This window comes from Kribbella jiaozuonensis, from assembly GCF_005233875.1.
In the GTDB taxonomy this organism is placed as follows: domain Bacteria; phylum Actinomycetota; class Actinomycetes; order Propionibacteriales; family Kribbellaceae; genus Kribbella; species Kribbella jiaozuonensis.
In genome coordinates this window covers 308,870-333,289 of sequence record NZ_SZPZ01000003.1, presented here as the reverse complement: position 1 = coordinate 333,289, position 24,420 = coordinate 308,870, and the positions used below count along the sequence as shown (strand labels likewise).

The following is a 24,420-nucleotide window of genomic DNA, read 5'->3' as shown; positions in this document are numbered from 1 at the left end:
CACACGCCGCGGGATCTGCCGCGACTGAGGCTTGTTGGATGAATCCGGGGTCGATTACGGCCCAGGGGGTGCAGACCGGGTTCAAGGTCACTGCCGGGACGCCGCCGGTGATGACGGTGCCCGATACGGGTATTCCGCCGGTGTTTCCGGCGGGGAAGGTTCGGTTGAGTTCGTCGTTCGAGGTGGAGCCGAGTGTGGCGGGGGCGGATCACTCGGGGTATGTGGTGGAGGGGGACGCGCTCTACGCGCGGTACTACAACCTCAATGAAGGCACCGATGTCACCACGCGGATCGGTGGGGGGTGGACCAACTTCACGGCGCTCGAGGTTGCGCATTTCGAGCAGGGTAAGGCGTTCCACTCGAACGGCTACGGGCTGCGAAACGACGGGACGTTGTTCCGGTGGACGGTCGGTACCGGGTGGCGGAGTACGGGATCGGCGAGCGGGTTCGCGTCGGTCAAGACGATGGCGTTGATCAGCAAGACGGCGACGTACGACACCTTCCTCGCGAACACCCGCGGCGGAGCGCTCTACACGATCCGCATCCCGGTGAGCTCGCCGATGAAGCCGATTGTCACCAAGGTGCGCGCCGGCACCTGGCAGGGCTTCGAGACGATGGTCGCGCAGAAGTGCGGCAACTACGGCACGCTGCTGCTCGGCATCGACAAGGACACCGGCTCCGGCTACCTGTACGCCGTCGGGCACGCGAACGGCACGTCCACGGTGATCAACAGCCTCGGCAAGGTCAACGGCACTTTCCCGGACCCGGTGTACTTCCGCTGGGGTCCGGTCTTCTATCTCGACCCACTCAACGGAGACTGACGTGCTGCTGACAGCAATCCTCGCCACTGCGGCCTGCTCGCTCGCCCCCGGATCCGTGCTCGACAGCGGAACCCAGGACAACGGCGGCATCACGGTCGGCTACCCAGCCCGGACCGTCGGCCTGCCCGGTCCCATCTTCGGCGTCTTCGCGCCAGGAGCCGTCCGATTCAGTACGACGTTCACCAGCGACGCCTCGAACCTGGGCGCCACGAACGAGGGCTGGGTCGTACAAGGCGACTCGTTGTACTACCGCACCTACTCGATCGACACGATGAACGAGTTCGTCCCCGGCCTGCCGAACCTGACGCAGCGGATCGGCGGCGGCTGGTCGAACTTCAGCTCGCTCGAGGTTTCCCAGACCACCGCCCGTACGACGGCGTACGGACTCCGCAACGACGGCACACTGGTCCGCTGGTCGGTCATCGGCAACACCTGGCGCAGTACCGGATCGGCAACCGGGTTCGCGGCGGTGAAGTCGATGGCGTTGATCAGCAAGACCGCGACGTACGACACGTTCCTCGCGAACACCCGCGGCGGCGCGCTCTACACCATCCACATCCCGACCGCGGCGTCGATGAGGCCGATCGTGAAGCCGGTCCGCACCAAGACCTGGCAGGGTTTCGAGAAGCTCCTCGCGAGCAAGTGCGGCAACTACGGCACGCTGCTCGTCGGCATCGACAAGGACACCAAGACCGCACACACGTACGCCGTTGGCCGCGCCAACGGTGCTGCCACGGTCATCAGCCACGTCAGCTCATCCGCCGGCCGCTTCGGGGCGCCGGTGTACTTCCGCTGGGGCAGCACACCAGACATCGACGCACTCAACGGCGAGTAAGGACCTCGGTCAGGATCGTCAGGGCGCGGTGGAGATCGGACGTCGACGGCGTCGCGTAGCCGATCACCAGCCCTGGCGGTCCTGACACGCTGCGCCGGTACTCCGACAGCGGCGCCACGACCACACCCGCCTCCCGAGCCGCGGCTGCGATCCGGAGATCGTCCGCGTCGTCGGGCAGCAGCAGCGTGATGTGCAGCCCGGCGTCCTGGCCGATGACCTGACCGTACGGCGACAACACCGCGACCGTGTGCGTACGCCGATCCGCGTACAGGCGGCGCCCGCGGCGTACGGCCTGGTCGAGGTAGCCGTCGCGGAGCATGGCGAGCATCGCGGCCTGCATCGGCCACCCCGGCCAGTCACCCGAGTTGGCGCGGAACGCGGCGAGGCGGTCGACCGTCTCTTCGGACGCCACGAGCCAACCGAGGCGGAGCGCGGGGCTGATCGTCTTCGAGAGCGTGCCGAGATGGACGACGCGCTCCAGGTCCAGCTGCGCGAGCGCGGGCAGCGGCGCGACGTCGTACCGGAACTCGCTGTCGTAGTCGTCCTCGATCAGCTGTGCACCGGTCCGGCGCGCCCAGCGGATCAGTTCGTTGCGTCGGGCAACAGGTAGCCGGCCGCCGAGCGGGTACTGGTGCGACGGCGTGACGTAGACCGCGGCCGCGTCGTCCGTCAACGCGCCAACCTGCAGACCGTCCTCATCGACCGGGACGTCGACGATCTCGAGCCGGTGGTCGCGGGCGGCGACGACTGCGTTGAGATAGCCCGGATCCTCGATCGCGATCCGGTCGCCGGCCCGCCGGGTCACGGTGAGCAGCAGGCGCAGTCCGTGGACGGTGCCGTTGGTGACGAGCACGTTCTCCGGTCCGCAGGCAATCCCCCGGACCCTGCCGACGTGGTCCGCGAGTGCGGCGCGGAGTGCCGGGAGCCCGGCCGCGTCGTCGTACCCGCCGGGCGGGGACTGCGTCGACACTTCACGCCAAGCGCGCCGCCAGCCCGCGTCGGGTGTCGGGGCGATGTACGGGATGCCGGGCCGGAGGGTCAGCAGCTTCGCGTCGGGATTCGCCGGGTGCGGCGTGTGCCGTCGTACGGCGGGCTGCAGCGGGACGACGTCCGTGACGAACGTGCCGGCGCCGGTGCGGCCCTCGATCCAGCCCTCGGCGTGGAGCTGGTCGTACGCCGCCTGCGTCACGGATCGCGAGACCGAGAGGTCCCGGGCGAGGTCGCGGGTCGACGGGAGCCGGTGGCCTGCCTGGAGCCGGCCATCCAGGACGGCGGCGCGGAACTGCTCCGCCAGCTGCAGGTGCAGCGGGAGTTCGGCGTTGCGGTCGATGGTCAGCGGGAGCGAGCTCTCCACGAATGGACTACCTGATTCGTGCGGGAATGGACCGTGCCAGCATGCCACTCCGGCGCCAATCTGGTGACATGATCAGTCCATTGCAGCCGACGGCCCGGACCCAACTCCGCCGCTCGAAGGAACGCGCCGGCACCGATCGCGAGGCGTTGTACGACGTACTGCGCGACGGCATGTTCTGTCATCTGGGCGTCGTGGTCGACGGTGATCCGCTCGTACTGCCGACGGCATACGGCGTGGACCTGGATCGCGGGCCGGACGGGACGCTGTACCTGCACGGCTCGGTCGCCGCCCGCAGCGTGGTCGCGGCGCCGGAGCAGACGATCTGCGTGACGATCACGCACACGGACGGCCTGGTGCTGGCGCGGTCCGCGTTCCACCACTCGGTGAACTACCGGTCGGCGGTCATCTTCGGCGTACCGCGGCTGATCACCGACCCTGACGAGAAGCTGCACGGGCTCAACCGGATCGTCGACCATCTCGTCCCCGGCCGGTCCACCGCCGTACGGCCGCCGAACCGCAAGGAGCTGGCCAAGACCTCGGTCCTGGCCCTCTCGCTCACCGAAGCCTCGGTGAAGACCCGCAACGGACCCGCCAACGACGAGGAGCAGGACCTCGACCTGCCCTACTGGACAGGCGTGATCCCGCTCCACGTCGTCGCCGGCGAACCGGAGAACAACCCTGACTGCGACCTGCTGGTGCCCGCCCACGTCCGCACCCGCGCGAACCTGATGGGCGCACCGTCCTAGGCCACCGTCCCCTTGTTGTAGTTCTTCTGGGCCCAGAAGTAGCCGACGATCGCGATCGCGGCGCACCAGGCGACGGCGAGCCAGCCGTCGCCGCTGTCCATCGGCGTACCCAGCAGCAGGTGCCGCAGGGTGTTGATGATCGGGGTGAACGGCTGGTACTCCGCGAACCACCGGATGCCGCTCGGCATCGCGTCCAGCGGGATGAACGTGTTGCTGAGGAAGGGCAGCAGCAGGGCGATCGGCAGGACCACGTTGCTCGCGGCCTCCGGCGTCTTGCTGGTCAGGCCCAGTGCGATAGCGAACCAGGTCAGGCCGATGGTTACCGCGATCAGCAATGCGGCGGCGAGCAGCCAGTCCACGACCGACGCGTTCGGACGGAACCCGATCAGGACGGCGAAGCCGACCACCAGGGCCAGGCTCGCGATCGTCAGGATCACGTTGCCCAGCACGTGCCCGGTCAGCACGGCCGGCCGGAAGATCGCCATCGTCCGGAACCGGGCCACGATCCCTTCGGTCATGTCCATGCAGACCGCAACCGCCGGCGACATCGTCCCGGACGCGATCGACATCAGCAGGATTCCCGGGGTGAGGAAGTTGATGTAGTTGCCGCGTCCGCCCCCGCCGCCGAGACCGTTCGCGAACGTGTCGCCGAAGATCAGGCCGAACAGCAGGATCATGATCACCGGCATCCCGAGGGCGCCGAGGGACAGGCCCGGGTACCGCTGGGCGTGCCGTAGGTTGCGACGGAGCATGGTCCCGGTGTCTTGCAGTGCGTAGCTCATTTCGCGGCAACTTTCTCGGTGGGCTGACCGGTGACGGCGAAGAACACGTCATCCAGGTCGGGCGTGTGGACAGTGAGTTCGTCGACCTCGAGCGAGGCGTCGTCGATCCGGGCCAGCAGGTCGCGCAGCGCGTGCACGCTGCCGTCGTTCGGCACCTGCAGGACCAGCGATTCGTGATTCGGTACGGCGGTCGGCAGCACCTGTCCCGCCAGCGTGAACGCGTCCGGCGAGGTGAACCGGAGCCGGATGTGCCCGCCGGGTGCGAGCCGCTTCAGCTCCTCCGGCGTACCTTGGGCGACCAGTCGTCCGTGGTCGAGGACCGCGATCCGGTCGGCCAGTTCGTCGGCCTCGTCCAGGTACTGCGTCGTGAGCAGGACCGTGACGCCGCTGGCGACCAGCTCGCGGATCATCGTCCACATGCTGTGCCGGCTGCGCGGGTCGAGACCGGTGGTCGGCTCGTCCAGGAAGATGATCTGCGGGCGGCCGACCAGGGTCATGGCGAGATCGAGCCGGCGCTTCATGCCGCCGGAGTACGTCATCGCCAGCTTCTTGCCGGCCTCGACCAGGTCGAACTGCTCGAGCAGCTCGTCGGCCCGGAGCCGGGCCTCCTGCTTGCCGAGGTGGTACAGATCGGCCATCAGGATCAGGTTCTCCCGGCCGGTCATCAGGCCGTCGACCGCGGAGAACTGGCCGGTGACGCCGATCGCGGCGCGGACCGCCTCGGGGTTGCGGTGCAGGTCGTGGCCGGCCACCCGGATCTCGCCGGCGTCGGCGGTGGCGAGGGTGGACAGGATCTGTACCACCGTGGTCTTGCCGGCGCCGTTCGGGCCGAGCAGGGAAAAGATGGTGCCTTCGGCAACGTTCAGGTCGATGCCGTCGAGCACGAGTTTCTCGCCGTAGGACTTGCGCAGTCCGGTGACGTCGATCGCAGCTGACATGACTGTTCCTCGTCTGTTTCCGGGCAGGGGGAACCTGCCCCAGGTGGCCAAGGGGTTGTTCCGGGCGTGTTCGACCGCCCCGCGACCAATCAGGTCGCCGGTATCGGGTTAGGTGTCGCACCACTCCCGGCGCCGAAGGCGCCGTTCTTTTGTCTGTTGTCTTTGGAGCTAAATGTCGAGGTCCTCGACTGCTGGCTGGTTCGCGGCTTCCTCGACCAGTTCGTAGAGGTCTTCCGGGATCAGCTCGCGGAGCTCTTCGACCGTCTCCACGATGTTCAGCGTGGCCTCACCCTGCGCCATGCTCCAGGACTGGTCGCTGCTCCAGTTGCCGATCCAGGAGCGCCAGCCGGTCAGGTAGCGCTCGTCGTCACCGCTGACCGTGTACTGACTGCGGCGATCGGCGTGCAGGACGAACTTGCCGGTCCGGCTCCGGTAGACCTTGAAGGCCTCGTACCCGGTGTTGCTCGACCGGCCGCCCTCGGCCAGCAGTACGCCGGAGAACCGCTGCTTGCGGCCGGCGCCCCGGCCCACCCGCACGGTGATCTCGTCGTACCCCTCGAACCGGCCCTCTTCCAGCTCGACGTACCTCCGCAGCGCGATCGAGATCGCCGAGGACAGGTTGCCGGCGAGCTCCTGCGCCTTCTTGTACAAGGGCAGGTCGTCGTCGGACACGTAGATCGTCTTGTTAGGCATCGCTCTCTCCTCCTACGTAGAACTATACGCAGACGGGTACGCAGATGTCTACATATATCTCTACGTAGAGGCAGGTGAGTACAGCCAGGGGGTCGACAGGTCGAAGTACTCCGGCGGCACGGCGTCCAGCGTGTTCAGCTCGTCGACCTCTGCCTTGAGGTCCTCCGGGGCCTCCTTGCGCTCGCCTTCGCGGGCCTCGGCCTCGGAGGTGAAGTAGAACGTCGAGGTGAAGCCGCCGTCGTCGGACAGCACGAAGACACTGCCGAGGAGGTCGGGCCGGAAACTCTCCCACCTCTCCGGGTGCTGGGCCATCAGGGCACGGACGCGATCCGGATCCGTGGCGCGGCCGCGAATGATCTGGACGAACCCGGCCGCGTCCGGATCGCCGACCAGGTCGAGCGTCACGTCCTCGGTGTCGCGGAACGTGGTGCCGCCGCTGAGCAGCGACGAGAACTCGTGCCACCACTTGTCCTGCGCCGGCGACTCGCTGTTGTGCCGGGCGGCCTCGGCGGACTCGAAGCGTGCCAGCGCGATGAACCTTCCGTCCGCGGTGACGCCGGCGGTGGTCCCCAACCAGCCGGACGCCTCGGGCGCCAACTCCGCCATCCACCGATCCATCGCGGCGTGTGCCTGCGCGACGTCGGTGAGCTGCCCCTCGATGACCTGTACGAACATGGTGCGACCCTCCCCGGTCTCCCCCAGGTCGCTCTCACTGTTTCGACAGTACGCCGCTGCCAACGTGAACAGTGTGGAAACTCATCCGCTCAAACCTGAGTTATCCACAGATTTGGAGCATTTTGGGGCGGATTTGGTGGAGAAGTAACGGTCAGCTTGGGGATAACTTGCCCGAATCGGTGTGCACAACTGGGGATACGGGTGTGGATAACTGTCGGACAGCTGTGGTCAGACCCACTGGGTCGAGACGACGAAGCCGACCGCGATCAGGCCCATGCCGATCAGCAGGTTCCAGTTGCCCAGGTCGTTCATCAACGGGATCTTGTCGCCGGCGATGTAGAAGACGACCAGCCAGGCGAGACCGACCAGCCAGCAGAAGAGCATCAGCGGGGCCACCCACACGCGACTGGTGGTGCGGGGCCGCTTCGGCGTCTTCTCGACCTTGACCTTCTCGGTCTTCTTCTTGTTGCGACTGCTCGACTCGGGCACGACTGAACTCCTTGTAAGGACGGACGCATAAGCTGACCGCTACGACCTGTGCGGGTCCGGTCCGGGTTAGCGTAGTGCAGACAGCAACATGGAGATCACTGGTGCGTAGGTTGAGGCGGATTTCGCTGTGGCGTGTGGGTGCGCCGCTGGCGCTGCTGTGCGCCGGTCTGCTGTTCGCGACCAGTGCCACCAACGCCCGTGGCACGGACCTGCGGCCCAGTCGCAACACTACGCTCGCGGGCCTCGTGGAGGAACAGAGTCGCCGCAGCGCCAGCCTGGTCCGGCAGCACGCGGCGCTGACGCATGACATCGAAGCGCTGCAGGCGCAGCAGGGCTCGATCGATCCGAAGCTGGCCAAGCAGTTCGAGGACCTGTCCGAGCAGGTCGGCACCCGCCCGGTCGTCGGCCCCGGCCTGACCGTCACCCTCCGGGACGCACCGCCCGAGGTAGTGAAGGAGAATCCGGACGTCGACGAGAACTGGCTGGTTATCCACCAGCAGGACATCCAGGCGGTCGTGAACGCGCTCTGGGCCGGCGGCGCCGAGGCGATGACGATCCAGAACCAACGCGTCATCTCCACCACCGGGGTCAAGTGCGTCGGCAACTCCGTCGTACTGCACGGCGTCCCGTACCTCCCGCCGTACACGATCAGTGCGATCGGCGACCGGCGGAAACTGCAGAAGGCGCTCGACGACTCGCAGTACATCGAGAACCTGCAGGACTACGTGGTGAAGTTCCAGCTCGGGTACGACGTGAAGAGCGAGTCGTCGATGCAGATGCCGGCGTACGAAGGCACCCTGGACCTGCAGAGCGCGACCGTCCCCGGCTACGAACGGACGCCGTCGGCGAGCCCGAGCGTCAGCGGGCGATAATGGTCCGCATGCCGCGGATCCTTGTCGTCGACAACTACGACTCCTTCGTCTACAACCTCGTGCAGTACCTGCAGCAACTGCAGGCCGACACCACCGTGCTGCGCAACGACGAAGTCACCCCCGACCAGGCCGGTGAGTACGACGGCGTCCTGCTCTCCCCCGGTCCCGGTACGCCGGAAGAAGCCGGCGCCTGCGTCGACATCGTGAAAGAGAAGGGCGGCGAGGTCCCGATCTTCGGGGTCTGCCTCGGTCTCCAGGCGATCGGCGTCGCGTACGGCGGTGTCGTCGGCCGCGCCGACGAGCTGCTGCACGGGAAGACCAGCCAGGTGTTCCACGAAGGCGCCGGCGTACTGTCCGGACTCCCGTCGCCGTTCACCGCGACCCGGTACCACTCGCTCGCGATCGAGCAGGACACCGTGCCGGACGAGCTGCAGGTGACCGCGCGTACCGAGGCCGGCGTGATCATGGCGGCCCGGCACCGCGACCTCCCGGTGGAGGGCGTGCAGTTCCACCCGGAGTCGGTGCTGACCGAGGGCGGCCACCGGATGCTCGCCAACTGGCTCGCGATCTGCGGCGACGAGGACGCGGTCGCCCGCTCGGTCGGGCTGGCCCCGGTCGTCAGCTGAAGCAACAACGAAGAACCCCCAGGGCGATCGCGCCCTGGGGGTCCTGTCGTCTTATCCGCCGATCGTGATGCCCGGCGTGGTGGGTGTGGACGGTGTGTCCGTCGGCTGGCTAGGCGGCGGGGAGCTCGGCTCCTGCTGCTTGTTGACGGTCAGCGTGATCAGCGAGCCCTTCGGCGCCTTGCTGCCGGCCTTCAGGGACTGCTGCAGAACCTGGCCGTCGGCCGCGTTCGGGTCGTTGCCGAACACGTACCCGACCCGGAAGCCGGCCTGCTCCAGCGTCAGCTTCGCGTCGTCGTACGACTGGGTGACGACGTTCGGTACGTCGACGTCGGTCTTACCGCTGGAGACCGTCAGCGTGAACTCCTGACCCGACGGGTACTGCCCGTTCGGGTCCGGGCTGACCGCGAGCACGATGCCCTTCTTCTCGTCGCTGTCCTGCTCGACGACCTTGTCCTTGACCTTGAAGTTCGCGGACGTGCCTTCGAGCGCCTTGCGGGCGGAGGACTCCGACTTGCCGATCACGTCCGGCACCGGGAACGCACTCCGCCCGGACGAGAACACCACGGTGACCGTCGAACCCTGCTCGGCCTCGGTCCCGGCCGTGGGGGTCTGCCGGATCGCCGAGCCGCGGCCGACCGTGTCGCTGGTCTCCGACGGTCCCTGCGCGAACTGCAGTCCCTTGTCCGCCAGCAGTGCGGTCGCGTCGGCAACCGACTTGCCGCTGACATCCGGTACGGCGACCTTGGCCGCCGGGGTGTTGGTCGCACCGCCGCCCGCGTTGTTGTCCTTGTTCATGTTGGTGAACAGGGCATACGCACCGACCGCGATCGCGACGATCGCCAGGCCGAGCAGGAAGTACGCCAGGCCGCGGTTGCGTCGCGACCGCCCGTCGTCGTCCTCGTCCAGTTCGTCGCCGCCCGGCGGGAGGATGTCGTTCCCCGCGGTCTGGCGGTAGGCCTGGGTCGCGGCCGGCGCGACGGCCGTCGGCGCCATCGCGCGCGTCTCGGCCACCGCTGCCATCGGCGCGGTCACCTGCTGACCGGCCAGCACCCGGTGGATGTCGGCGCGCATCTCGGCGGCGCTCTGGTACCGCTCCTCGCGGTTCTTGGCCAGTGCCTTCAGTACGACGGCGTCGACCTCCGGCGGGATGTCCGGGTCGAACGACGACGGCGGCAGCGGCTGCTCCCGGACGTGCTGGTAGGCCACCGACACCGGCGACTCACCGACGAACGGCGGACGCCCGGTCAGCAGTTCGTACAGCAGGCAGCCGGTCGAGTACAGGTCGGAGCGGGCGTCGACGGTCTCGCCGCGGGCCTGCTCCGGGGACAGGTACTGCGCGGTGCCGATCACGGCCGCGGTCTGGGTCATCGTGGAGGACGTGTCGGCGACCGCGCGGGCGATACCGAAGTCCATCACCTTGACCTGACCCTGCGGGGTCAGCATCACGTTCCCGGGCTTGATGTCGCGGTGCACGATGCCGGCCCGGTGGCTGTAGTCGAGCGCCTCGAGCACGCCGGAGGTGATCTCCAGGGCGCGCTCGGGCATGATCTTGCGGCCCTCGCGGATCAGGTCCCGCAGCGTCTTGCCGGTGACCAGCTCCATCACGATGTACGGGATCGTGACGCCGGAGCCGTTCGGATCGGGCTCCTCGCCGGTGTCGTACACCGACACGATGGTCGGGTGGTTGAGCGAGGCGGCCGACTGGGCCTCCCGGCGGAACCTGGCCTGGAAGGTGGCGTCACTGGCCAGATCGACCCGCAGCCGCTTGATGGCGACGGACCGGCCGAGCCGGTTGTCCACACCCCTGCGGACCTCGGCCATGCCGCCGCGGCCGAGCGGTTCGCCTTCTTCGTATCGGCCGCCGACGAGACGTGCCTGCGATGTCATGACCTCAGCCTTCCAACCTGTCTGTGAGACACAAAAACACACTCAACTTGCCCACGGTAGCGGCCGCCACACGTGGTTCCCCGTTGGAGAGACGCGCCGTGACGGAATCATTCCGTATGGTGCTCATTGGCCCAGCACCGCCTCCATCACCGACTTGGCGATCGGGGCGGCCAGCTTGCCGCCGGCGATGTCGTCCCGGGCGATGTCGGCCTTCTCGATCAGTACCGCGACCGCGATCTTCGGGTCGTCGGCCGGTGCGAACGCGGTGAACCAGGCGAACGGCGGGCGGTCCTTCGCGGTCTGCGCCGTACCGGTCTTGCCGGCCACCTGGACGCCGCTGATCTGACCGGGCTTGCCGGTGCCGTTGTTGACGACGTCGACCATCATCGCGGTCAGCTGGGAGGCGACCTGCGGGGTGACCGCCTGGTGCAGCGACTCCGGCTTGGTCTCCGAGACCGTCTTCAGGTCCGGGGTCCGCACGTTCTGCACCAGGTAGGGCTTCATCACCTCGCCCTTGTTCGCGATCCCGGCCGCGACCATCGCCATCTGCAGCGGCGTGGCCCGTACGTCGAACTGGCCGATCGCGGACTGCGCGGTCTGCGGCTCGTTCGGGTCACCCGGGAACTGGCTGGTGGCCACGCTCGGCAGCTCGGCCAGCGGCCGCGCGCCGAAGCCGAACTTGGCGGCCTGCTCGCGCAGCGCGTCCGGCCCGAGCGCCAGTCCGACACTGCCGTACGCCGTGTTGCAGGAGTAGCGCAGCGCGATCGTCAGCGTCGCGTTGTTGCTGCCGCCGCAGTTCTTGCCGTCCTCGTTCACCAGCGGGACGGTGGTCTGCGGCAACGGCAGCTCGGCCGGCGAGTTCACCTTGGTCTCCGGCGTGTACTTGCCGCTGGACAGCGCCGCGGCCGCGGTCACCAACTTGAACGTCGAGCCCGGCGGGTACAGCTCCTGGGCCGCGCGGTTCGACAGCGGCCGGTCCTTGTCCTCGGTCAGGCTCTTCCAGGCGGCGTCGACCTTCGTGCTGTCGTGCGAGGCGAGCCGGTTCGGGTCGTACGACGGCGTCGTCGCCATCGCCAGGATCTTGCCGGTCTTCGGCTCGATCGCCACCACCGCGCCGGTCTTCGAGCCCAGACCCTTGTACGCCGCCTGCTGTGCCGCCGCGTTCAGGGTCAGCGTGACGCTGCCGCCCTGCTGCGGCCGGTTGCTGATCACGTCGATGATCCGGCGGAACGCCATCGACGGGTCCGAGCCGTTCAGCTCGGAGTTCATCGTCAGCTCGATCCCGGCGCGGCCGAACCGGTACGAGTAGAAGCCGGTGACCGGTGCGTACACCGGGCCGGACGGGTAGGTCCGCTGGTACTTGAACCGGTCGTTGGACGGTTTGCTCTGCGCGACCGGCGTACTCCCGATCAGGATCGGGCCGCGGTTCACCGAGAACTGCGAGTCGCGGACCCGGTTGTTGTCATTGCGGCCGTTGATCTCGTTCGCCCGGAAGGCCTGCAGGTACGTCGAGTTCGCCATCAGCGCGAGCATCAGGATGATCGCCGCGACAGCTAATCGTCGGATCGCCGAGTTCACTGTTTCTGCACCGCCATCGCGATCGTTTCGTCGGACACGGGAGCGGCCGGGGTCTGCGGTCGCCGGGCCTGGTCGCTGATCCGCAGCAGCAGCGCGATGATCGCCCAGTTCGCGACCAGCGACGTACCGCCGAGGGCCATGAACGGGGTGGCCAGACCGGTCAGCGGGATCAGCCCGGTCACGCCGCCGACGATGACGAACACCTGCAGCGCGAACGACATCGCCAGACCGGTCGCGATCAGCTTGCCGAAGATGTCCCGGCAGCCGAGCGCCGTCCGCAGGCCGCGCTCGATGATCAGCGTGTAGACCAGCAGGATCGCGATCAGCCCGGTCAGGCCGAGCTCCTCGGCGAACGACGAGATGATCATGTCGCTCTGCGCGTAGAGCGTGGCCTCCGGGTGGCCCTGGCCGAGGCCGCGGCCGAGGATGCCGCCCCACGCCTGACCCATCAGCCCGAGCTTCACCTGGCCGCCGTCGATCGCCCACGGGTCGAGCCAGTCGGTGACCCGGCGGTGGACGTGGCCGAACGTCGCGTACGCGAAGTACGCGCCGCCGACGAACAGCAGGCCACCGATGATCAGCCAGCCGGCCCGTTCGGTGGACACGTACAGCAGGAACAGGAACAGCCCGAAGAACAACAGCGACGAACCGAGGTCGCTCTCGAACACCAGCACGCCCAGGCTGACCGCCCAGGCGATGCCGATCGGCCCGAGGTCGCGGGCGCGCGGCAGGTCGAGCCCGAGGAACCGGTGCCCGGCCAGCGTCAGCACGTCGCGCTTCACCACCAGGTAGCCGGCAAAGAACACGACCAGGCAGATCTTCGCGAACTCACCGGGCTGGAACGACATACCGGCCAGGCGGATCCAGATCCGGGCGCCGTTCAGGTTCACACCGAGGCCGGGGATCAGCGGCAGGACCAGCAGCACCAGACCGGCCAGGCCGGCGGTGTAGGTCAGCGCCTGCAGCCGACGGTGATCTCTGATCACAATGATGACGACCAGGAACAGCACGATGCCGACCGCGGTCCAGGTGATCTGCTGTGGGGCCGCCGGAGACTTCGGGGTCGCACCCCGCGCCTCCGCGACCAGGGCCAGGCCGAGGTCGATCCGGTGGATCATCGCGACGCCGAGCCCGTTCAGCAGTACGGCGCACGGCAGCAGCACGGGGTCGGCGTACGGCGCCCGGTAGCGGAGCGCGAAGTGGGCGATCAGGGCGAGCAGACTGATACCGGCCGCGTAGTACCCGGTGCTGGCCGGGATCTCGTTCTGCACGGTGATGCCGATGTTCACGTACGCCGCGACCGATACCCCGACAGCGATCACGAGCAGCAGCAACTCCACCCCGCGCCGGGTACGCGGAATGATCTGGATGACGGACGTGGAAGCGATGCTCATCGGACTCCGTCGCAGTCGTCCGGGCTGCCCGGGGTCGCCGTGCTGCTCGGGCTGGGCGGCGTCGTCGACGGGTGCACGACCGGAGTCGTCACCGGCGGCTTGGAGACAGGCGGCTTCGACACCGGCGGCGTGCTCGGCTTCGGCGTCGGTGTGGGCGTCGGCTTGGTCTTGGCGGCGCACTCGGCAGCGGTCTGCTGCAACTCGGCGACGATCGACCGGGCGCCGGCCAGGTTGTCCGCCTGGATGTTGCCCTCCACCTGCTCCCGGCTGTACGTCGGGAGCTTGTCGACCTGCAGCGACTGCCGCTCGTAGACCTTCGACAGGTTCAGGCCCGGGAGATCAGCCTCGACACCCTTGAAGATCGCCACGTAGTCGCCGTCGGTGCCGACGTAGTACTGCTTCTGGGTCCAGTTGTACGCGAACCAGCCGCCGCCACCGATCAGCCCGAGGACGATCACGAGTACGGCGATCCGTCGCAGCCACAGGAATCGCTTCGGCGGGCGCGGTGCATACCGCAGCTCCTCCGGGTCGAGCGCCACGCCATGGCCACCGCCGCCGTGCCCGTCGCTGCCGCCCGTGCGGAGCGCGACCGTCGGCTCGCCGCGGCCGGTGCTGCCCTGGGCCAGCTCGGCGGCCGCACCGACAAGTTGGGGCTGTACGCCGCTCGCGGGCTCGGTCTCGACGACGTCCGCGACGACGCAGGTGACGTTGTCGTTCGAGCCTGCCTCGAGCGCGTGCGTGATCAGCTCGACGACGACGGAGTCCGGCGTACCGGAGGCCATCGAGGCGGAGATCACCTCGTCGCTGACGTAGTCGGGCAGGCCGTCGCTGCACAGCATCAGCCGGTCGCCGGCCTGGACGTCGAGGATCTGCAGGTCCGGATCGGAGTCCGGGCGGCCGTCGAGCACGCGCAGGATCAGGTTGCGGTGCGGGTGGGTGAAGGCCTCCTCCTGGGAGATCCGGCCCTCGTCGACCAGCGACTGCACGAAGGTGTGGTCGTGGCTCAGCTGGTACAGCACGCCGTCGCGCATCCGGTAGGCACGGGAGTCGCCGAGGTGCGCGAGCCCCAGCTGCTTGCCGTCGAACATCAGCGCGGTGACGGTCGAGCCCATGCCTTCGCGCTCGGGGTCCTCCTCGACCAGCTCCGACAGCCGCTCGTTGGCCCGGTGGACGGCACCGGCCAGCGCCTCGATCATGTCCTCGCCGCTGATCTCGGCCGTGTCCAGCCGCCGGATCACCTGGACCGCCGCCGCGCTGGCCACCTCACCGGCCGCGGCGCCGCCCATTCCGTCGGCGAGCAGCAGCAGGTGCGGACCGGCGTACGCCGAGTCCTCGTTGTTGCGGCGCACCCGTCCGACGTCGGACAGTGTGGCGTAGTCGAGCGACAGGGTCATCGAGGCAGGCCTACTTCGCGATGTTCAGCGTCGTCCGGCCGATCCGGATCGAACCGCCGATCTCGGCCGGGACCGGGCGGGTGACCCGCTGGCCGTCAAGGTACGTGCCGTTGGTGGAGCCGAGATCCTCGACCCACCACTGGCCCTCGGACAGGAACAACCGGGCGTGCCGGGTGGAAGAGTAGTCGTCGTCGAGCCGGATCTGGCAGTCCGAGCCGCGGCCGATGATCACCGGCTCCTCGGTCAGCGAGGCGCCGACACCGGCCTGCGGCCCGTCCGCGATCGTCACCGACGCGGGCAGGCCCTTGCGCTTCTTGGCCGGCTTGGCGGTCTTCGGCGTCCGGGTGTTCTGCGGTACGACGGCGGCCGCGGCCCGGCTGTCGACCTTCGCGCCGAACAGGTCGGACCTGATCACGGACAGCACCGCGAGGACGAACATCCACAACAGGGCCAGGAACCCCAGTTTGATCAGGGTCAGGGTCAGTTCCGACATGGACTTCCGGTCACCACCCGCTGCTCGGCGGCTGGGCCATCGGCTCGTCCGCGAGACGCAGCGTCATCGTCGTGTTGCCGATCCGCACCGTCGAACCGTCGACCAGCTCGGCCTCGGTGCTGCGGCGGCCGTTCACCAGCGTGCCGTTGGTGGAGCCGAGATCGACCAGCACGACCCGGATCCCGTCCGGGCCTTCCGGCATCAGCCGGATCTCGGCGTGCCGCCGGGACACACCGGGGTCGTTGATCTGGATGTCCGCGTCGGTACCGCGGCCGAGCACGACGCCGGGCGGGTTGACCGGGCGGCGACGCCCGTTCACCTCGAGCATCACCTGGGGGTGACCGCGGCGGGGGGACGGCTGGTACGGGGGCGGGCTCTGCACGACCGGCTCGTTCGGCGGCACGTAGGGCTCCTGCTGGTAGGGCTGGGGCTCGGGCTGCTGATAGGCGGCCGGGCGACGCTGTGGCGTCCCGACCGTCTCGCTGACCACCCGGAACTTACCGGTCGGGAGGTCGTCCTGCTGAACCAGCTCGATGTCGATCGGCCCGGAGAACGTGTACCGCTGGATGTCGGCGTGGTCGCGGAGCTCGTTCGCGAGCTCGTGGTTCAGAGTCCGGCCGTAGGCGTTCAGCCGCTCGAAGTCGTCCGGACCGAGCTCGACGACGAAGTGGTTCGGCACCAGCCGGCGGTCCCGGGACAGGATCCGCGCGGTGTTGTCGATCTCACGCTTGAGTGCTGCCGCGAGCTCGATCGGCTCGACGTCACCCTTGAAAGCGCGCGCGAAGACACCGCTCACAATGCCTTCCAGGCGTCGCTCGAAGCGCTGTAGCGGTCGCACGCCTCCTCCTCCACGGTCGGTACGCCAAAGATCGTCCACCGGTCGAGGCGGACACACCGGGTACGACGATCGATCGTATCGGGAGGTTCGACCGAACCCGCAATGTGAAGCACCCGGACAACCCGTGCTAATGTTCCTTCTCGTCGCCGGGAGCAGTATCCGGCGACTGCGCGCGGGTGGCGGAATAGGCAGACGCGCACGGTTCAGGTCCGTGTGCCCGAAAGGGCGTGGGGGTTCAACTCCCCCCTCGCGCACAGAGAAGGTCCCGGTCGATGCGACCGGGACTTCGTCTTTCCGGGCCTGTGCCGATCCTCACGTCGGCGTTCCGGCATAGGCCGGACGGCGTCACGGCTGATGCCTGCGGTCCGCCGATCGGCTGACCGGGCGGGTCGGCCGGTGGACTGACGACCTGGGACGCCCGTGGGTGGGAGGCTTCTGGACATGGAGCAAGCACTCGAGCTGGACGGGCTCACGAAGGTGTTCGGGGACGAGCGGGCGGTCGACGACTTGAGTCTGAGCGTGCCCAGCGGGTCGTTCTTCGGGGTGCTGGGGCCGAACGGTGCCGGCAAGACGACGTCGTTGTCGATGGCGGTCGGGCTGTTGCGGCCCGACGGCGGTACGGCGCGGATCTTCGGGGTGGATGTCTGGCGCGAGCCGACGAAGGCCAAGGCACTGGTCGGGGTGCTGCCGGACGGGCTGGGGATGCCGGAGCGGCTGACCGGGCGGGAAGTGCTGACCTACCTGGGGCTGTTGCGCGGCCTGCCTGAGGATGAGGTCGGGCGGCGGGCCTCCGAGTTGCTGGAGGTGCTCGAGCTCGATCACGAGGACGACAAGCAGGTGATCGGGTACTCGACCGGCATGCGGAAGAAGCTCGGCCTGGCGGTCGCGCTGCTGCACGCACCGCGGCTACTGGTGCTGGACGAGCCGTTCGAAGCGGTCGATCCGGTGTCGGCGGCGACGATCCGGACCATCCTGCACCGGTTCATCGCCGGCGGCGGGTCGGTGGTGATGTCGAGTCACGTGATGGCGCTGGTCGAGCAGCTGTGCGATCGGGTCGCGGTGGTCGCGGCCGGGAAAGTAGTTGCCGCAGGCACCGTTTCCGAGGTGCAGGCGGGCGGCACGCTGGAGGATGCGTTCGTGACGCTGGTCGGTGCGTCGACGCGTGGCGCGGAGGGTCTGACGTGGCTCTCGCACTGACGTACAGCACCTCGCACACGCTGGTCCGGATGCGGCTGGCCGCGTTCCGGCATGCGCTCAAGGACCAGTTCCGGCTGAGCTGGATCGTCACCGGCGGGTTCGTCGGCCTGGTGCTCGCAGGCGGCACGATCTGGGTCGCGGCGCGCGGCGACAACGACGTACTCGTCGTGGTGCTCGCGGTCTGGATGCTCGGCTGGGTGGTCGGTCCGCTGTTCGCTGGCGGTGGCGACGAGACGCTCAAGCCGGAGTACTTCACGATGATGCCGCTGCCGCCGCGGACGCTCTCGACCGGTCTGCTGGTGGCTGCGCTGGCCGGTGTCGCACCGGTCATCAGCCTGATCGCCCTGCTCAGTCTGGTGATCGCCGGCGGGAACGTCGTCGCCGCTCTGGTCGCAGTGCCGGCGCTGCTGCTCCAGCTGTTCTGCTTCATCCTCGCGTCCCGGCTCGCCGTCGCGGTGTACGGCGTACTCCTGCAGGTGCGCGCCGGTGCGGTGATCGCGGCGATCGTCAACGCGTTCATCCTGGCGTTCACGGCGCAGGGGTGGGCGCTGATCGTGGCGTTCGTGTCCACCGACGTACAGGGCACGCTGGCCAAGGGAGCGCGGATCGCACCGTCTGGTTGGGGTCTGGTGGCCGTAGAGGCGGCCGGACGTGGCGACTGGCTCGAGGTGCTTGCAGCGCTGGCCGGACTGGTCGTCCTGGGTGTGCTGATGCTCCTCGCCTGGTCTGCACTGCTCGTACGGCGGACGACTGCGTCAAGGGCCGGCGGCAAGGTACGGCGGTCGCTGAGCGGGACCGATCCACGGAGTGGTGCTGCTGCCAAGGAACTGCGCTCGTGGACCCGCGACCTGCTCTATGGGCACAAGGCGGTCTTCGCGATCAGCTACGGCCTGTTCTTCTGCATGATGCCGCTGGCGCTCGGCTGGAAGGCCATGCTGCCGTGGGCCGGTCCAGCAGCCGTCGTCATGGCCGCAGCGATGTCCGCCAACCTCTATGGCGCGGATGGTACGGCGCTGTGGACCACGCTGATGACTCCTGGCGCGAACGGGCCGGACGTACGCGCCCGGCAGCGGGCGTTCCTGCTGGTCTTCGGTCCGATCACGCTGGCCATCACCCTGTTGCTGACCTGGTGGTCCGGCTACGCCAGTGCCTGGCCGCTCGTGCTGAGCGTGCTGCCCGCACTGCTCGGCGGTGCAGCCGGACTGGTCGTGGCCAGCTCGGTGTACGCCGCCGTACCGACGACTGATGCGCACAAGCGGTCGGGTAACCCGCTGAACTCGGGTGAGAACGAGGGCGAGACGATGGGCATCGTCTACGTGATGCTCGTGCTGGTCGCGTCGACCTGCGCCCCGGCCCTGATCGTGGCGCTGAACGTCGGCTGGTGGGGCGTGCCGATCGGAGTCCTGTCCGGCGTACTCGCCTGGTGGTACTTCGGTCGCCTCGCGATCCGGCGTCTCGACAAGAAAGGCCCCGAGCTGCTCACGCTGCTCAGGCATGGCCGATCGCCCGCGGAGCAGGCGAAGAAGACCGCAGGGCTCGACGCACTGCCCAAGTGGAAGCGGACCGCGGCCGGCTTCTGCCTCGGGTTCGCGGCGATCCCGCTGTTCCCGCAGGCCGTCGTACCGGCGATCTTCAAGCTCACCGGCAACGACGACACCCGGTCCTGGTTCCTGGCGCTCTACCAGACCGGACCGTGGCAGTGGGTCGTGATCGTGCTGATGGCCGCGTTGGGCCTGTCGATGTACGCGTTCGGCGGGCTTACCTACTACCGCGCGAAGAAGCGCGCTCCGGGTGGGTCGGTCGCGGCAGTCGCAGGCTAGGCGCCCCGCGGTGCCGGGCGGTCGGGGCGGTCGGAGTGACTGTGTTGTGGTTGCGCAGCATCCAGATGGCAACAGCAGCCGCGGCGATCAGGCCGGCGATCCCGGCGTAGTCGGTCACACTCATCATCGGTTCTCTTCTCCAGGGCGGTGGGCTCGGCGGCGGCGAGTTCCGCTGGCGTTCTGACCGGAAAGTGACGGCCGCTCAACGTTTCCGTGATGGCACGGCAGTGTCGTGGCTGAACCGTGCCAATAGGAAAGCTCCGGATTCCTGAAATGGTGGTGCCCGGAGGTGGGGCTGATGCAGGACGGCTCGTTGCTCGATGCGCGTGAGGAGCAGACCTACCGGCTGCTGGTCGGCCTGTCCGCTGCCCGCGCGGCCGAGCTGGCCGAGGTCGCCGAGTTGCCGCAGCACGAGGCTGACGAAGTGCTCCAGCGCTTGCAGGCCAAAGGACTCGTCACGGTCCAGGCGGCCGATGAGCCGGTCTTCAGCCCGCTGCCGCCGGACGTGGCCTTCGGTACGACGCTGCTGCGCCGCCAGGAGTCGCTCGAGGCAGCCCGCAAGACCGTGGCCGCACTCAGCGAGGAGTTCCGGGCCAGCGCGAGCCGCCGCGACGCGCACCACCTGGTCGAGGTGATCGTCGGCGCCACCACACTCCGCGAGCGGCTGCGCGACCTGCAGAACGCGGCGCGCGAGGAGATCCTCTGGTTCTGCCGCGCGAACCCGCTGGCCATGCAGGGCGCCGACAACACCGAGGAGTACGGCGCTCTGTCACGCGGCGTCCGCTACCGCGCGATCTACGAGCGCGCGCTGATCGAGACGCCCGGTGAGCTGGACTCGATCTCCGAGGGCGTCAGCTGGGGCGAGGAGGCCAGGGTGCTGCCGACGCTGCCGGTCCGGCTCGCGATCGTGGACCGGTCGACCGCGATCTGCCCGCTGGTCCGCGACGACGAGAACCTTGGCGAGCCGTCTGCGGCGATCATCAATCGCGGCGAGCTCCTGGACGCGCTGCTCGCGCTCTTCGAGAGCTACTGGGAGCTGGCGACACCTGTGCGGCTCCAACCCGACGACGACCAACCGGTGGAAGGCCTGGACGACTCCGAGCGGTTGCTGCTGTCGCTCCTGGTCGCCGGAGTGCCGGACAAGTCCATCGCGACGCAGTTGGGGATCAGCCGGCGAACAGTGCAACGCCGCCTGGATCGCCTGATGGCTCTGGCAGGTGTGGATACCAGGACCGGTCTGGCGTTCCAGGCGGCGAAGCGCGACTGGCTCTGAGCGCTACTTCACGCCATACGCCCGGATCACGGTCTGGGTGATCTTGGCGCCGTTCGGGCCGGTGGCGGCGACCTTCAAGGAGACCGTGTCGTGGGCGTTCGGTACGACGGCCAGGTAGTGGCCGAGGGCACCGATCACGACGAGCCGCTGCCAGGTCTTGCCTTCGTCGTACGACGCCCACGCCTGCAGCGAGGTCGCCCGCGGCGACTCCAAGCTGATGGCGTGCGTACGGGCTGCCACCCGACCGGTCAGGTCGACCGGGACCGTGTAGTTGACCTGCTGCAGCGGGACCGCCACAGCCTTGTCGTCAGGCTGCGTCGCGGACCGGAACTCCCAGGAGGTCTCCGTGTGAGTACCCCAGTTCCACTCCCCTTCGCTGTCCTTGCGCTCGGTCGTCAGGTCCAGCTTGTACGCCGCGTCCTCGCTGGAGGTGATCACGTCCGCCCACGCGCTCGGCAGCTCAGCCACAACTGCGCCGTTGCGGGAAAGCGTCGCCGACGATGCAGTGGTCTCACCGACCGTGTAGTGCCCGGCCGCGTCCACGAACGACGGGATGCGGAGCGACAGCCGGTCCCCGGTCCGAGTGGACTGCACACCAGGCGCTGCAGCGGGCCGTACGACGGGACCGAACCACGTCTCGTCCGACGTTCCGGTCCGGTACGAGCGCGGTACGGACGTCATGCCGCCGGCCAGCGGGTTCATGTCGTCCCAGGTGTAGAGGTGGTGCACCCGGTGCTGCCAGAGCGAGTCGCCGGACGTCACCCACTCCTCGCGCACCTTCGGGGTCTCGACGAACCGCTGGGAGTCGTTCCACGAGTACTCCTGCCACGGACGCCAGCCGAACCGCTGCTCCTTGGCCCAGTTGAACCCGCCGTTGTCGGCGTACCGCGTGGTGATGCGCGCACTGTTCGCCGGCGTCACCTTGTAGTCGATCTTGGCCGGGATCGACCCGGTCGAGACCTGCTGGACGTCGTACAGGTACGGGCTGGAGGTGGTGAGCGTGAGGTCGATGGTCGCCTTGCCACGACGGGCCCGGTCGATCAGCTTGTGACCGTCCTTGGAGGTGGTGACCATCGCCGGGATCGGCTCCCGGTCGCCGACCGGACGCCATACCGTCCACGCCGACCAGTCCGGCGGCCGGACCAGGATCACCCCAGCTGCGCCCGCGTTCGCGGCCGCGACGATCTGGTCGTGCTCGCTGCCGTTGCCCCAGCCGTCCTCGCTCGAGTCCAGCACCGCAACCGCACCCTTCACGCCCTTGAGCGTGGGGTCCGCGTAGACGAGCGGGAACCGCTTCTTACCTTCGTACGACGGCGACTGGTGGAGCAGGTTGATGTCGAGGGGCCCAGGGACGCCGGGGACTGACGCCTGGACCAGCGGGGCGACCAGCTGCCAGCGCGACGAGAACTCGAAGCTGCCGCTATTGACCGGCTTCGTCGGGGTGACGTTGACCTGCTTGACCGTGCTGAAGTGCATCACGCCGTGGCTGATCGAGCGGCCGTTCGCGTACACGCGGTGCACGTAGTAGCTCAGCACCGCCTGCTGTTCCGACGGCTTCGGCGTCTCGATCGTGATCGGGACCGCCTTCCGCGCGTCGATGACGATCTCGGTGTCCTTGCTGACCACGATGTTCGGATCGGTGAACAGGCTCACCTGCTCGTCCTGCGGATCCGAGTTCTCCACCAGCGAGTGCAGCAGGTACGTACCTTCCTCGACCTCGGCCGTGAAGCTCTCACCGTTCGGGATCCACGCCAGTACGTCGGACCGCGAGTTGTCGCCGAACAACGAGATGACCGGTACGCCGGTGGGCTGTCCGTCCAGCCCGACCGCGCGCAACGTCACCTTGTGCTTCGGACCGGACCGGAGTGCGCCGACCGCGGTGTGGGTGACGACGCCATCGGGGCCGGTGGCAACGATCCAGCCGCTGTACTGACCGCGGCCGACCTTGGCCGGGTCGAGGGTCACGGGGACGTCGGCGGTCCCGTTGGCGGGAACGGTGACGGTCGCCGGCACGGTGAAGCCGGTCGCCGGCTGCTTGTCGTCCAGGTTGGTGATCTGCGCGGCGAGGTTCAGCGTGATCGGTGCGCCGGAGTCGTTCCGGTAGGTGACAGTGCGGGTGCCGGACTCCAGGCCGAAGTCGGCGACGCCGCTCGCGGTCACCTTCTGCGCAACCGCCCTGGTCAGGTCGACCCGGCCCGCGCCTTGCTGGTACACGGTCTGCTCAGGCTGCGTCTTCGCCGTGCTGACCAGTGCGTTCTTGAGCTGGTCCGCCTTCCAGTCCGGGTGCTGCTGCGCGATCAGTGCGGCCGCACCGGCGACGTGCGGCGTCGCCATCGACGTACCGGAGGCCGACGTGTAGAGGTCGTCGACCGGGTCGCCCATGATCGTGCCGGCCGCGCGGGCCGCGATGATGCCGACGCCGGGCGCGGTGATCTCCGGCTTCAGGCCGGCGTCGCCGAGACGGGGTCCACGGCTGGAGAAGTCCGCGAGCTGGTCGTTGCGGTCGACCGCCCCGACGGTGAGCGCGGATGCGGCGGCGCCCGGCGTACCGACCGTCTCGTCCTGGCCTTCGTTGCCTGCGGCAACGACGAACAGGGTGCCGGTCTGGGCGGTGATGTCGTTGACAGCCTGGCTGAGCGGGTCGGTGCCATCTGTGGCCCCACCGCCGAGGCTCATGTTGACGACCTTCGCGCCTTCGTTCGCAGCCCACTCCATTCCGGCGATGATCCAGGAGTCGTACCCGTATCCGTCGTCACCGAGCACCTTGCCGACCAGCAGATCCGCCTTCGGCGCGACGCCCTTGCGAGTACCGCCCGCGCCCGCACCCGTGCCGGCGATGGTCGCGGCCACGTGCGTGCCGTGGCCGAACTGGTCCACGGTGCCGCTCGGGCTGCCGGAGAAGTCCACGCTCTCCTTGACCTTGCCGGTCAGGTCCGGGTGCGTTGCGTCCACGCCGGTGTCCAGTACGGCGACCTCGACGCCGGTGCCTTCGTACCCGGCCTTCCACGCGTCCGGTGCGCCGATCTGCGGGACGCTCTTGTCGAGCACCGGACGGACCTTGCCGTCGAGCCAGATCTTGGTGATGCCGCTGTTCAGCGACCGGGCACCGGCGGCGGGCCTGAGCGACTTCCACAGGGCCGGGAGCTGGTCCTTGGCCGCGTCCACAGCCCGGCCGCCGATCGACGGGAGCTGCCGGGTGGTCGTCGTACCGGCGAGGTTCTGCTCGGTCCGCAGGCCGGGAGTGTCCTTGACGATCAGCGGGAGGTTGGCGGCGGCGCCGTACCCGTCGGCGATCAGCTCGTCGACGTCGAACAGGTTCGCGTCGAGGACGCCGGTGGAGATGTACGGGACGGCGTCGCTCGGCAGGACCCGGAGCCCGCCGTCGACCTCGATCGTGTGGAACGAGACGCCTTCACGGCCGGGCGCCGGCGTGACGGTGGCAGCCTTCTTGCCGCCGCCGGCGTCGGTCAGCTGGACGACGTCGCCGGTGATCAGCGTGACGGTGGAGGACTTGATCGCGGTGGATCCGGTCGGCGGGGCGGCGGCGGCCGGGATCGCCGACAGCGCGCCGAGGGTCAGCATCGCCGCGAGGGTGGCGGCGGTGAGACGGGTGGGGGACATAGGCGGATTCTCCTTCGAGAGGTTCGGGGCAGGACCACCTCTTCTTCCGACAGAGTTTGCAATCAGGTCACAGCAATCGGCCCTGTCCATCACT

The 24,420-nt window shown here is 68.6% G+C and carries 21 protein-coding genes and 1 tRNA gene; 9 read left to right on the top strand and 13 right to left on the bottom strand.

The genetic code is table 11. The features are described from left to right. Positions 1-38: 38 nt before the first annotated feature. Both FDA38_RS21210 and FDA38_RS21205 read left to right on the top strand, forming a co-directional pair. Positions 39-821, top strand: coding sequence for a hypothetical protein (locus FDA38_RS21210; protein ID WP_233714833.1), 783 nt, complete (start codon positions 39-41; stop codon positions 819-821). 1 nt (position 822) lies between these two features. Further along, complete coding sequence (locus FDA38_RS21205; RefSeq protein ID WP_137255843.1) at positions 823-1,656, top strand: hypothetical protein; 834 nt, start codon at positions 823-825, stop codon at positions 1,654-1,656. Here FDA38_RS21205 and pdxR read toward each other — a convergent pair. After that, positions 1,643-3,010, bottom strand: a complete 1,368-nt coding sequence (gene pdxR / locus FDA38_RS21200) for a MocR-like pyridoxine biosynthesis transcription factor PdxR (RefSeq protein ID WP_137255842.1) — start codon at positions 3,008-3,010, stop codon at positions 1,643-1,645. The genes FDA38_RS21205 and pdxR overlap by 14 nt on opposite strands. A gap of 68 nt (positions 3,011-3,078) precedes the next feature. Between pdxR and FDA38_RS21195 the strand changes: the two genes are divergently transcribed. Continuing rightward, a complete protein-coding gene (locus FDA38_RS21195; protein WP_233714832.1) occupies positions 3,079-3,756 on the top strand; it encodes a pyridoxamine 5'-phosphate oxidase family protein in 678 nt (225 codons plus the stop codon). Here the strand turns inward: FDA38_RS21195 and FDA38_RS21190 are convergent. From FDA38_RS21190 to FDA38_RS21170, 5 genes are all read right to left on the bottom strand, one after another. After that, the gene (locus tag FDA38_RS21190) at positions 3,753-4,538 is read right to left on the bottom strand and encodes an ABC transporter permease (RefSeq protein WP_137255841.1); all 786 of its coding nucleotides are present in this window, start codon (positions 4,536-4,538) and stop codon (positions 3,753-3,755) included. The two genes, FDA38_RS21195 and FDA38_RS21190, sit on opposite strands and share 4 nt — an antisense overlap. Continuing rightward, on the bottom strand, positions 4,535-5,476 hold the full coding sequence (locus FDA38_RS21185; protein ID WP_137255840.1) for an ATP-binding cassette domain-containing protein: 942 nt from the start codon (positions 5,474-5,476) through the stop codon (positions 4,535-4,537). Before FDA38_RS21185 ends, FDA38_RS21190 begins: the two co-directional genes overlap by 4 nt. 168 nt (positions 5,477-5,644) lie before the next feature. Further along, on the bottom strand, positions 5,645-6,169 hold the full coding sequence (locus FDA38_RS21180; RefSeq protein ID WP_137255839.1) for an EXLDI protein: 525 nt from the start codon (positions 6,167-6,169) through the stop codon (positions 5,645-5,647). A 60-nt stretch (positions 6,170-6,229) separates the two neighbouring features. Further along, on the bottom strand, positions 6,230-6,844 hold the full coding sequence (locus FDA38_RS21175; RefSeq protein WP_137255838.1) for a hypothetical protein: 615 nt from the start codon (positions 6,842-6,844) through the stop codon (positions 6,230-6,232). A 228-nt stretch (positions 6,845-7,072) separates the two neighbouring features. Beyond that, entirely contained in the window at positions 7,073-7,333 is a 261-nt protein-coding gene (locus tag FDA38_RS21170) for a cell division protein CrgA (protein WP_137255837.1), read from the bottom strand. A gap of 101 nt (positions 7,334-7,434) precedes the next feature. On the opposite strand from FDA38_RS21170, the gene FDA38_RS21165 reads away from it, so the two are divergent. Together FDA38_RS21165 and FDA38_RS21160 are read left to right on the top strand one after the other, a co-directional pair. Beyond that, positions 7,435-8,205, top strand: a complete 771-nt coding sequence (locus FDA38_RS21165) for a DUF881 domain-containing protein (RefSeq protein ID WP_137255836.1) — start codon at positions 7,435-7,437, stop codon at positions 8,203-8,205. Between the two features lie 8 nt (positions 8,206-8,213). Next, positions 8,214-8,831 carry an aminodeoxychorismate/anthranilate synthase component II gene (locus FDA38_RS21160; protein WP_137255835.1) on the top strand — a complete coding sequence of 206 codons (618 nt, stop codon included), beginning with the start codon at positions 8,214-8,216 and terminating at the stop codon, positions 8,829-8,831. A 51-nt stretch (positions 8,832-8,882) separates the two neighbouring features. On the opposite strand, the gene pknB is transcribed toward FDA38_RS21160, so the two are convergent. The 6 genes from pknB to FDA38_RS21130 form a co-directional block, all read right to left on the bottom strand. After that, positions 8,883-10,718, bottom strand: a complete 1,836-nt coding sequence (gene pknB / locus FDA38_RS21155; protein ID WP_137255834.1) for a Stk1 family PASTA domain-containing Ser/Thr kinase — start codon at positions 10,716-10,718, stop codon at positions 8,883-8,885. Between the two features lie 123 nt (positions 10,719-10,841). Then, the gene (locus FDA38_RS21150) at positions 10,842-12,296 is read right to left on the bottom strand and encodes a peptidoglycan D,D-transpeptidase FtsI family protein (RefSeq protein ID WP_137255833.1); all 1,455 of its coding nucleotides are present in this window, start codon (positions 12,294-12,296) and stop codon (positions 10,842-10,844) included. Continuing rightward, positions 12,293-13,690 carry an FtsW/RodA/SpoVE family cell cycle protein gene (locus FDA38_RS21145; RefSeq protein ID WP_137255832.1) on the bottom strand — a complete coding sequence of 466 codons (1,398 nt, stop codon included), beginning with the start codon at positions 13,688-13,690 and terminating at the stop codon, positions 12,293-12,295. The genes FDA38_RS21150 and FDA38_RS21145 overlap by 4 nt, the downstream gene beginning before the upstream one ends. Then, positions 13,687-15,084, bottom strand: coding sequence for a PP2C family protein-serine/threonine phosphatase (locus tag FDA38_RS21140; RefSeq protein ID WP_137255831.1), 1,398 nt, complete (start codon positions 15,082-15,084; stop codon positions 13,687-13,689). The genes FDA38_RS21145 and FDA38_RS21140 overlap by 4 nt, the downstream gene beginning before the upstream one ends. 10 nt (positions 15,085-15,094) lie before the next feature. Then, positions 15,095-15,577: an FHA domain-containing protein FhaB/FipA gene (locus tag FDA38_RS21135; protein WP_137255830.1), complete on the bottom strand. Its 483-nt coding sequence runs from the start codon at positions 15,575-15,577 to the stop codon at positions 15,095-15,097. 10 nt (positions 15,578-15,587) lie between these two features. After that, entirely contained in the window at positions 15,588-16,415 is an 828-nt protein-coding gene (locus tag FDA38_RS21130; RefSeq protein WP_137255829.1) for an FhaA domain-containing protein, read from the bottom strand. Positions 16,416-16,585: 170 nt separating this feature from the next. Here FDA38_RS21130 and FDA38_RS21125 point away from each other — a divergent pair. The 4 genes from FDA38_RS21125 to FDA38_RS21110 all read left to right on the top strand — a co-directional run bounded on the left by FDA38_RS21125 (position 16,586) and on the right by FDA38_RS21110 (position 20,705). Continuing rightward, positions 16,586-16,669: transfer RNA gene (locus FDA38_RS21125), tRNA-Leu, on the top strand. A gap of 187 nt (positions 16,670-16,856) precedes the next feature. Continuing rightward, positions 16,857-17,612 (top strand): ABC transporter ATP-binding protein, encoded by a 756-nt coding sequence (locus tag FDA38_RS21120; protein ID WP_170989819.1) that lies wholly within the window; start codon positions 16,857-16,859, stop codon positions 17,610-17,612. Further along, positions 17,597-19,432: a hypothetical protein gene (locus FDA38_RS21115; RefSeq protein ID WP_137255828.1), complete on the top strand. Its 1,836-nt coding sequence runs from the start codon at positions 17,597-17,599 to the stop codon at positions 19,430-19,432. The genes FDA38_RS21120 and FDA38_RS21115 overlap by 16 nt, the downstream gene beginning before the upstream one ends. A gap of 298 nt (positions 19,433-19,730) precedes the next feature. Further along, positions 19,731-20,705, top strand: coding sequence for a helix-turn-helix domain-containing protein (locus FDA38_RS21110; protein WP_137255827.1), 975 nt, complete (start codon positions 19,731-19,733; stop codon positions 20,703-20,705). 3 nt (positions 20,706-20,708) lie between these two features. Here the strand turns inward: FDA38_RS21110 and FDA38_RS21105 are convergent, their stop codons facing one another. After that, positions 20,709-24,326, bottom strand: a complete 3,618-nt coding sequence (locus FDA38_RS21105) for a S8 family peptidase (protein ID WP_137255826.1) — start codon at positions 24,324-24,326, stop codon at positions 20,709-20,711. Positions 24,327-24,420: the final 94 nt, after the last annotated feature.